This is a genomic window from Erwinia sp., assembly GCF_031978025.1.
Taxonomy (GTDB): Bacteria; Pseudomonadota; Gammaproteobacteria; order Enterobacterales; family Enterobacteriaceae; genus Erwinia.
Genome location: NZ_DALZCD010000199.1, coordinates 1 through 8,188 on the forward strand (window position 1 = coordinate 1; position 8,188 = coordinate 8,188).

The following is an 8,188-nucleotide window of genomic DNA, read 5'->3' on the forward strand; positions in this document are numbered from 1 at the left end:
GCGTTCGACATCGTAAGGTGAAAAGAGCGCCATGGGCTGGTTTCCTGTTTTCTGCTGCGTATTGAAGACAATATGGAGTCGATCGGCCGTGCGGTGAATTCAGCGCTCCAGCTGTCCAAACGCGGCGGCGGCGTGGCGCTTCTGCTTTCTAACCTGCGCGAAGCCGGTGCGCCAATCAAGCGTATTGAAAACCAGTCTTCCGGCGTGATCCCGGTGATGAAAATGCTGGAGGATGCTTTTTCCTACGCCAACCAGCTGGGTGCGCGTCAGGGGGCGGGCGCGGTTTATCTGCACGCGCACCATCCCGACATTCTGCGTTTTCTGGATACTAAACGGGAAAACGCCGACGAGAAAGTCCGCATCAAGACGCTATCGCTGGGCGTGGTTATCCCCGATATCACCTTCCAGCTGGCAAAAACCAACCAGCCCATGGCGCTCTTTTCACCTTACGATGTCGAACGCCTTTACGGCCTGCCCTTTGCCGATATCAGCATCAGCGAAAAATATGAGGAGATGCTGGCCGACGAGCGCATCCGCCGCACTTTTATTAATCCGCGTGAATTCTTCCAGACGCTGGCGGAAATTCAGTTTGAGTCCGGCTATCCCTATATTATGTTTGAGGACACGGTTAACCGCGCCAACCCAATTAAGGGTCGGATTAATATGAGCAACCTCTGCTCGGAGATCCTGCAGGTCAATACGCCTACCGACTACCATGATGACTTAAGCTATCGCCATATCGGCAAGGATATTTCCTGCAACCTTGGTTCGCTGAATATCGCGCACACCATGGACTCGCCGGATATTGGCCGTACGGTGGAAATTGCGGTGCGCGGCCTGACGGCGGTTTCCGACCAGAGCGATATCCGCTCCGTGCCTTCTGTTGCAAACGGCAACGCGCAGTCGCACGCTATCGGCCTCGGTCAGATGAACCTGCACGGCTACTTAGCGCGTGAAGGCATTCATTACGGCTCACCGGCGGCACTGGACTTCACCAATCTTTATTTTTACACCATCACCTATCATGCGCTGCGTACCTCTAACCTGATTGCGCAAGAGCGCGGCGAGCGGTTTGTGGGCTTTGAAGCATCCCGTTACGCCAGTGGCGACTACTTTGACCAGTATGTTAATCAGCCATGGCAGCCACGCACGTCGGAAACTGCCGCGCTGTTTGCCAAAGCGGGCATCGTTCTGCCCGGGCAGGATGACTGGCGGCAGCTTCGCGACGCGGTGATGCGCCACGGTATTTATAACCAGAACCTGCAGGCGATCCCACCGACCGGTTCGATCTCCTATATCAACCACGCCACGTCGAGCATTCACCCTATCGTCTCACCTGTTGAGATCCGTAAAGAAGGCAAAACGGGTCGCGTTTATTATCCTGCGCCGTTTATGACTAACGCTAACCAGGCGTTTTACCGTGACGCCTACGATATCGGGCCGGAAGCGATTATTGATACCTATGCCGAAGCGACACGCCATGTCGATCAGGGGCTATCGCTAACGCTGTTCTTTCGCGATACCGCTACCACGCGCGATATCAACAAGGCGCAGATTTACGCCTGGAAAAAAGGCATCAAAACGCTGTATTACATTCGCCTGCGTCAGATGGCCCTGCCCGGTACCGAGGTCGAAGGCTGCGTGTCCTGCTCGCTCTGAGTTAACTACAAGGGAGCGAAAGCATTCGCTTAAAATATGATGAAACTAAAACGCGTTCACGCTATTAACTGGAACCAGATCGAAGATGAAAAAGATTTGGAAGTCTGGAACCGTCTGACTTCGAATTTTTGGCTGCCGGAAAAAATCCCGCTCTCCAATGACATGCCTGCCTGGAACAGCCTGAGCCAACAGGAGCAGCAGCTTACCCTCCGCGTATTTACCGGACTAACGCTGCTCGACACGATTCAGAACACCGTGGGTGCGCCAGCGCTAATGGCGGATGCGCTGACGCCGCATGAAGAAGCGGTGATGTCTAATATCAGCTTTATGGAAGCGGTTCATGCGCGCTCGTACAGCTCTATTTTCTCCACGCTGTGCCATACCAGTGATGTCGAGGCGGCCTATAAATGGAGTGAAGAGAACGCCTTTCTGCAGCGAAAAGCCGATATCGTCCTGGAACACTATCACCACGACGATCCGTTAAAAAAGAAAATCGCCAGCGTTTTTCTGGAATCCTTTCTGTTCTACTCCGGCTTTTATTTGCCCATGTACTGGTCAAGTCGTGGCAAGCTGACCAATACCGCCGACCTGATCAGGCTGATTATCAAAGACGAGGCGGTACATGGCTATTATATTGGCTATAAGTACCAGAAAGCGCTGCAAAAAGAGAGCCCGTCCAGACGCGAGGCGCTTCAGCAATTCGCGGTGGAGCTGCTGCTGGCACTCTATGAGAACGAACTGGCTTATACGGCGGATCTGTATAACGATACGGGCTGGTGCGAAACAGTGACGACGTTTTTGCACTATAACGCCAATAAAGCACTGATGAACCTGGGTTATGAGGCGTTGTTCCCGGCAGAGCTGACCGACGTGGATCCCGCTATTCTTGCCGCACTGTCGCCTGATGCTGACGAAAACCACGATTTCTTCTCCGGTTCCGGCTCTTCCTACGTGATGGGGAAAGCTGTCGACACCGAAGATGAAGACTGGAATTTTTAAAAAACGGCGGACGGCTTTTTAGTCAGCCGTCCGCCCGACTATTTTCTCGATTGCCTGTTTATCCTTATCTGGCCGAAAGGCGCTATTGATGGCGTGCCGACAACCGGTTTGAATTGTAAATAACTCTATAAACAGAATAGTTTTTCAGGTTACTATCCAGCTATCCTTCTCTTTAAATTTCTGATTATCACCATGAAATCCCCTCAGCCCGGCCTTAGCTCCGCCCTTGTTGCCCTGATGTCGGTGGCCACCGGCCTTTCCGTCGCCAGCAACTATTACGTGCAGCCGCTACTGGACACCATCGCGCGCGCCTTTAGCCTTACAGTCAACGAGGCCGGCTTTATCGTCACAACCGCCCAGCTTGGTTATGCGGCCGGTTTGCTGCTGTTGGTTCCGCTGGGCGATATGCTGGAACGCCGGGCACTCATCGTCGTGATGAGTCTGCTGGCAGCAGGCGGCATGGTGATTACCGCGCTTTCCACCCATATTGCTTTTATGCTTTTGGGTACGGCACTGACCGGGCTGTTCTCGGTAGTAGCGCAGATCCTGGTGCCGCTGGCGGCCACGCTGGCGGCGCCAGAAAAGCGCGGCAAAGTGGTGGGCACGGTGATGAGCGGGCTGCTGCTGGGCATTTTGCTGGCTCGCACCGTGGCAGGCGCCCTGGCGCAGTTGGGCGGCTGGCGCACCGTTTATTGGGTTGCCAGCGTGCTGATGGTGCTGATGGCGCTGGCGCTGTGGCGCTATCTGCCGCGCTATAAACAGTCGGTGCCGCTTAATTATCCGCAGCTGTTGCGCTCTATCTTTACCCTCTATTTTACCACGCCAGTGTTGAGAACCCGCGCGGTTATCGGCTGCCTGGCCTTTGCTAACTTCAGTATCCTGTGGACCTCAATGGCTTTCCTGCTGGCTTCGCCGCCTTACGGTTTTTCAGAAGGCGGCATCGGCCTGCTCGGGCTGGTGGGTGCTGCAGGCGCGCTCGCGGCACGTCAGGCCGGTTCGCTGGCCGATAAAGGCAAAGCCCGCTTAACCACCACGGTTGGCCTGCTGATCCTGTTGGCTTCCTGGGCGATCACCGCAATGGGCGGTCACTCACTGATCGCGCTGATTATCGGCATTCTCCTGCTCGATTTAGCCGTGCAGGGCGTGCATATCACCAATCAAAGCGTGATATACCGTGCCATGCCCGAGGCGCGCAACCGCCTTACGGCAGGCTATATGACCAGCTATTTTATCGGCGGAGCCGCCGGCTCGCTGCTCTCGGCGGCGGCCTATCAGCATGCTGGCTGGCACGGTGTGTGTGCCGTCGGCGCTTTCATCACCGTGCTTAACCTGTTGAGCTGGTGGCGAGGCTCTCGTCACGAGCTGATAACGGATTAACCAGTTGATAATGTATTGCAACACTTTCAGTAATACCGCCCTGTTAAGCGTTTACACAGTCTGGTATGGTTAGCCTTACACTTATTCAGGTTAGTTACTTTTTCGATTGCAACTATTAAATTCTTAACGGTAATGCCCCCCGGTTACGTGGCGCTATACGGCCTTTTCCGGCTATAGCATCAAGCGTAACCGGCCCGCGTGCTGATTACCCCGGCCTGCCAGGCAATTGGGTTTGACAGCTGTTTAGCGACGCTATCGCCCTTTCCTGCCTGCGGGTCGTTTCCGCCCGGCCTCAGGGTTCGGACGTAGCAGGCAGAGCCTGTAGCAGCGCCCCGTTCCGGCGCTGCATAACGCCCTGGGTTAAGGAGTGACCTGGACATGAAAGATGGCGTTGGCTGGCCATGCCGGCCGATAGACACGACTTTGTATCGCCGTCGTTACAATACCCGTTGCAACTTATGAGGTTCCCCCAGATGGAAAGTTCGTTTGCCCCCATTGAACAGATGCTGAATTTCCGCGCTAACCGCCAGAAAGATTTCCCTTTACAGGAAATTATGCTGACGCGCCTCTGCATGCACATGCAGAGCAAGCTGCTGGAAAACCGCAACAAAATGCTCAAGGCACAGGGGATTAACGAGACGCTGTTTATGGCGCTGATCACGCTCGACGCGCAGGAAAATCACAGTATTCAGCCTTCAGAACTCAGCTCCGCGCTGGGATCGTCCCGTACCAATGCCACCCGTATTGCTGATGAACTGGAAAAGCGCGGCTGGATTGAACGTCGTGAAAGCGACAACGATCGCCGCTGCTTGCATCTGCATTTAACCGAGAAAGGCCATGATTTTCTGCGCCAGCTGCTGCCACCCCAGCATCAGTGCCTGCAGCTGCTCTGGTCCGCCCTCAGTCCGGCTGAAAAAGGCCAGCTGGAAGGTATAACGCGTAAGCTGTTAACTCGCCTTGATAAAATGGACGAAGAAGAGACAGTAGCCGCCCTTTCTCGCTAAGCTTTCCAGCGATAGCATATTGTGCGACACAACCGCTGCTGCTTATCGCTATTTTAGCCGCAAACCAACTGATGCCAGCGCTTACGCGCTGGCATTTTCGGATCCGGAAGCGGCCTCCGGAGCCTGCCAGGATGAACGTGGAGAATCTTATGAGTGCAGAAGCACAACAACCTACTAACCCTAAAAAGAAAAAGCGCAAAGGCGCGCTCATCGTGCTGGCGGTCATCTTCGTCATCGCGGGGCTGGCCTGGCTGGCCTGGTGGTTTATCGTACTGCGTCATTTCCAGGAAACGGATGATGCTTACGTAGCGGGTAATCAGGTACAGGTAATGGCGCAGGTATCGGGCAGCGTCAATAAGGTCTGGTTTGATAATACCGATCGCGTGCACAAAGGCGACGTGCTGGTGACGCTGGATAAAACGGACGCGGAGCAGGCTTTTGAAAAGGCGCAGACCGCACTGGCGACCAGCGTGCGTCAGACCCATCAGCTGATCATCAATGGCAAACAGTATCAGGCCACCATCGACCTGCAAAAAACCGCCCTTGCCCAGGCACAGAGCGATTTGAAGCGCCGTGAACCGCTGGGCGCCGCGAACCTGATCGGACGCGAAGATCTGCAGCATGCGCGCGATGCCGTTGCGACCGCGCAGGCGCAGCTTGAGGTAGCGATCGAACAGTACAACGCCAATCAGGCGGCTGTGCTGAAGACTTCCCTGGAAAACCAGCCTGCGGTTAAACAGAACGCCGCCGCGCTGCGTGACGCGTGGCTGGCCCTGCAGCGCACCGAGATCGTCAGCCCGATTGACGGTTTTGTGTCCCGGCGCAGCGTGCAGGTTGGCTCGCAAATCGCTACCACTACGCCGCTGCTGGCCGTCGTGCCGGAGAAAAACCTCTGGGTGGATGCCAACTATAAAGAGACACAGCTGGCCGATGTCCGTATTGGTCAGCCAGCGACCGTGGTCAGCGATATCTATGGCGACGACGTGGTTTATCACGGCAAAGTCGTCGGGCTGGATATGGGCACCGGCAGTGCGTTCTCGCTGCTGCCTGCGCAAAATGCTACGGGCAACTGGATTAAAGTGGTGCAGCGTTTGCCGGTACGTATTGAGCTGAACCCGGACGAAGTGGCGCGTCATCCGCTGCGCATCGGCCTGTCCACGCTGGTTAGTATCGATACCAGCCATAAAGACGGCAGCGTCCTTGCCACCAGCGCACGCCAGCAGCCCGCTTATGAAAGTGATGCGCTGGCGCTGGACCTGGCGCCGGTCAACCAGCTGATTGCCGATATCATTCACGCAAATGCGGGCTAAGCGCGCAGGAGACCGTTGTGGCACAAAAACCGCTTGAAGGCACCCAGCTGGTTCTGATGACCATCGCGCTGTCGCTGGCGACGTTTATGCAGGTACTGGATTCTACTATCGCCAACGTGGCCATTCCGACCATCGCCGGGAACTTGGGGGCCTCTAACTCGCAGGGTACCTGGGTGGTCACCTCGTTCGGCGTTGCCAATGCGATTTCGATCCCGATTACCGGCTGGCTGGCGAAGCGCGTGGGTGAAGTGAAGCTCTTTGTCTGGGCAACCGCTGCTTTCGCCGTCGCCTCCTGGCTGTGCGGCATGTCCAACAGCCTGGGCATGCTGATTTTCTTCCGCGTCCTGCAGGGCGTGGTAGCAGGGCCGCTGATCCCGCTGTCGCAGAGCCTTCTGCTCAGTAACTATCCGCCTGCAAAGCGGAGTATTGCTCTGTCACTTTGGGCGATGACGGTCATCGTCGCGCCTATCTGCGGGCCTATATTAGGCGGCTGGATCAGCGATAACTATCACTGGGGCTGGATCTTCTTTATCAACGTGCCTATTGGCGTGGCGGTGGTGATCCTGACGCTGCAAACATTGCGCAACCGGGAAACGGCAACCGCTATCCGGCCTATCGATACGGTCGGGCTGGTGCTGCTGATTGTCGGGATTGGCTCGCTACAGATGATGCTTGACCGCGGCAAGGAACTGGACTGGTTCAGCTCGCCGGAGATCATCACGCTAACCATTGTCGCCGTGATAGCGCTGGCCGTGCTGCTGGTGTGGGAACTAACGGACGACCACCCTATCATCGATCTGTCGCTGTTTAAGTCGAGAAACTTTACCATCGGCTGCCTTTGTATCAGCCTGGCCTACATGCTCTATTTTGGTTCGATAGTGCTGCTGCCGCAGCTGCTGCAGGAGGTCTACGGCTACACGGCGACCTGGGCCGGACTGGCTTCCGCGCCGGTCGGCATTCTGCCGGTGATCCTGTCACCCATCATCGGCCGGTTTGCCCATCGGCTGGATATGCGCAAGCTGGTCACCTTCAGCTTTATTATGTATGCGGTCTGTTTTTACTGGCGCGCTTATACCTTTGAACCGGGCATGGATTTCGGCGCGTCGGCCTGGCCACAGTTTATTCAGGGCTTTGCCGTGGCCTGTTTCTTTATGCCGCTGACCACTATCACGCTGTCCGGGCTACCGCCAGAGCGGCTGGCGGCGGCGTCCAGCCTGTCGAACTTTACGCGTACGCTGGCCGGCTCGATCGGGACTTCTATCACCACAACCATGTGGACCGACCGCGAGGCCATGCACCACAGCCAGCTTACGGAGTCAGTGAACGCTTACAACTTTAATTCGCAGGAGATGTACGCCAGGCTGAACCAGCTGGGTATGTCGCACGATCAGGCTTCGGGCTGGATTGCGCAGCAGATCACAAATCAGGGGCTGATTATCTCCGCTAACGAGATTTTCTGGGCATCCGCAGGCGTCTTCCTGTTTCTGCTGGTGCTGGTCTGGTTCGCCCGTCCCCCGTTCAGTTCCGGTGGCGGCGGCGGTGGCGCACACTGAGTCAGTACGAAAAAAAACGGGCCGCAATGGCCCGTTTTTAATGGCTTAGCCGTCAGCGTTCGCAGACGGCATCAACGGGCCAGGCCCGCTTCACCTCAGGCGTTCTGACGCCACCATTCAGCCAGCAAAATGCCGGTCGCTACGGAAACGTTAAGACTTTCAACGTGGCCGGTGCCGCCGATAGAGACGCTAAGATCGCCCTGCTCCAGCGTGGTGTCGGACAGACCGTCGCTCTCCTGGCCCAATACCAGCACCATTTTAGCGGGCAGCGCAGCCTGCGCCAGCG

General features: G+C 56.2%; 6 protein-coding genes and 1 pseudogene. 6 read left to right on the forward strand and 1 reads right to left on the reverse strand.

Features of this window, described 5'->3' with window-relative positions:
* Window positions 1–21 precede the first annotated feature (21 nt).
* The 6 genes and pseudogenes from nrdE to emrB form a co-directional block, all read left to right on the forward strand.
* Window positions 22–1,659 (forward strand): annotated as a pseudogene (gene nrdE / locus RTK32_RS15350) (class 1b ribonucleoside-diphosphate reductase subunit alpha); the annotation flags it as partial.
* 39 nt (window positions 1,660–1,698) lie between these two features.
* Window positions 1,699–2,658 carry a class 1b ribonucleoside-diphosphate reductase subunit beta gene (nrdF, locus tag RTK32_RS15355; RefSeq protein ID WP_312045491.1) on the forward strand — a complete coding sequence of 320 codons (960 nt, stop codon included), beginning with the start codon at window positions 1,699–1,701 and terminating at the stop codon, window positions 2,656–2,658.
* A gap of 192 nt (window positions 2,659–2,850) precedes the next feature.
* Window positions 2,851–4,035, forward strand: a complete 1,185-nt coding sequence (locus RTK32_RS15360; protein ID WP_312045482.1) for an MFS transporter — start codon at window positions 2,851–2,853, stop codon at window positions 4,033–4,035.
* Between the two features lie 473 nt (window positions 4,036–4,508).
* Entirely contained in the window at window positions 4,509–5,039 is a 531-nt protein-coding gene (gene mprA / locus RTK32_RS15365) for a transcriptional repressor MprA (protein ID WP_312045484.1), read from the forward strand.
* A gap of 149 nt (window positions 5,040–5,188) precedes the next feature.
* Entirely contained in the window at window positions 5,189–6,349 is a 1,161-nt protein-coding gene (gene emrA, locus RTK32_RS15370; protein ID WP_312045486.1) for a multidrug efflux MFS transporter periplasmic adaptor subunit EmrA, read from the forward strand.
* Window positions 6,350–6,366: 17 nt separating this feature from the next.
* A complete protein-coding gene (gene emrB / locus RTK32_RS15375) occupies window positions 6,367–7,902 on the forward strand; it encodes a multidrug efflux MFS transporter permease subunit EmrB (RefSeq protein ID WP_312045487.1) in 1,536 nt (511 codons plus the stop codon).
* 95 nt (window positions 7,903–7,997) lie between these two features.
* Here the strand turns inward: emrB and RTK32_RS15380 are convergent.
* A partial coding sequence (locus tag RTK32_RS15380) for a TrmH family RNA methyltransferase (protein ID WP_312045489.1) occupies window positions 7,998–8,188 on the reverse strand: 191 nt, incomplete at its 5' end.

Coding starts and splice junctions, on each gene's coding strand:
- nrdF (WP_312045491.1), top strand. CDS start 1,699: ATGAAACTAAAACGCGTTCACGCTATTAACTGGAACCAGATCGAAGAT.
- RTK32_RS15360 (WP_312045482.1), top strand. CDS start 2,851: ATGAAATCCCCTCAGCCCGGCCTTAGCTCCGCCCTTGTTGCCCTGATG.
- mprA (WP_312045484.1), top strand. CDS start 4,509: ATGGAAAGTTCGTTTGCCCCCATTGAACAGATGCTGAATTTCCGCGCT.
- emrA (WP_312045486.1), top strand. CDS start 5,189: ATGAGTGCAGAAGCACAACAACCTACTAACCCTAAAAAGAAAAAGCGC.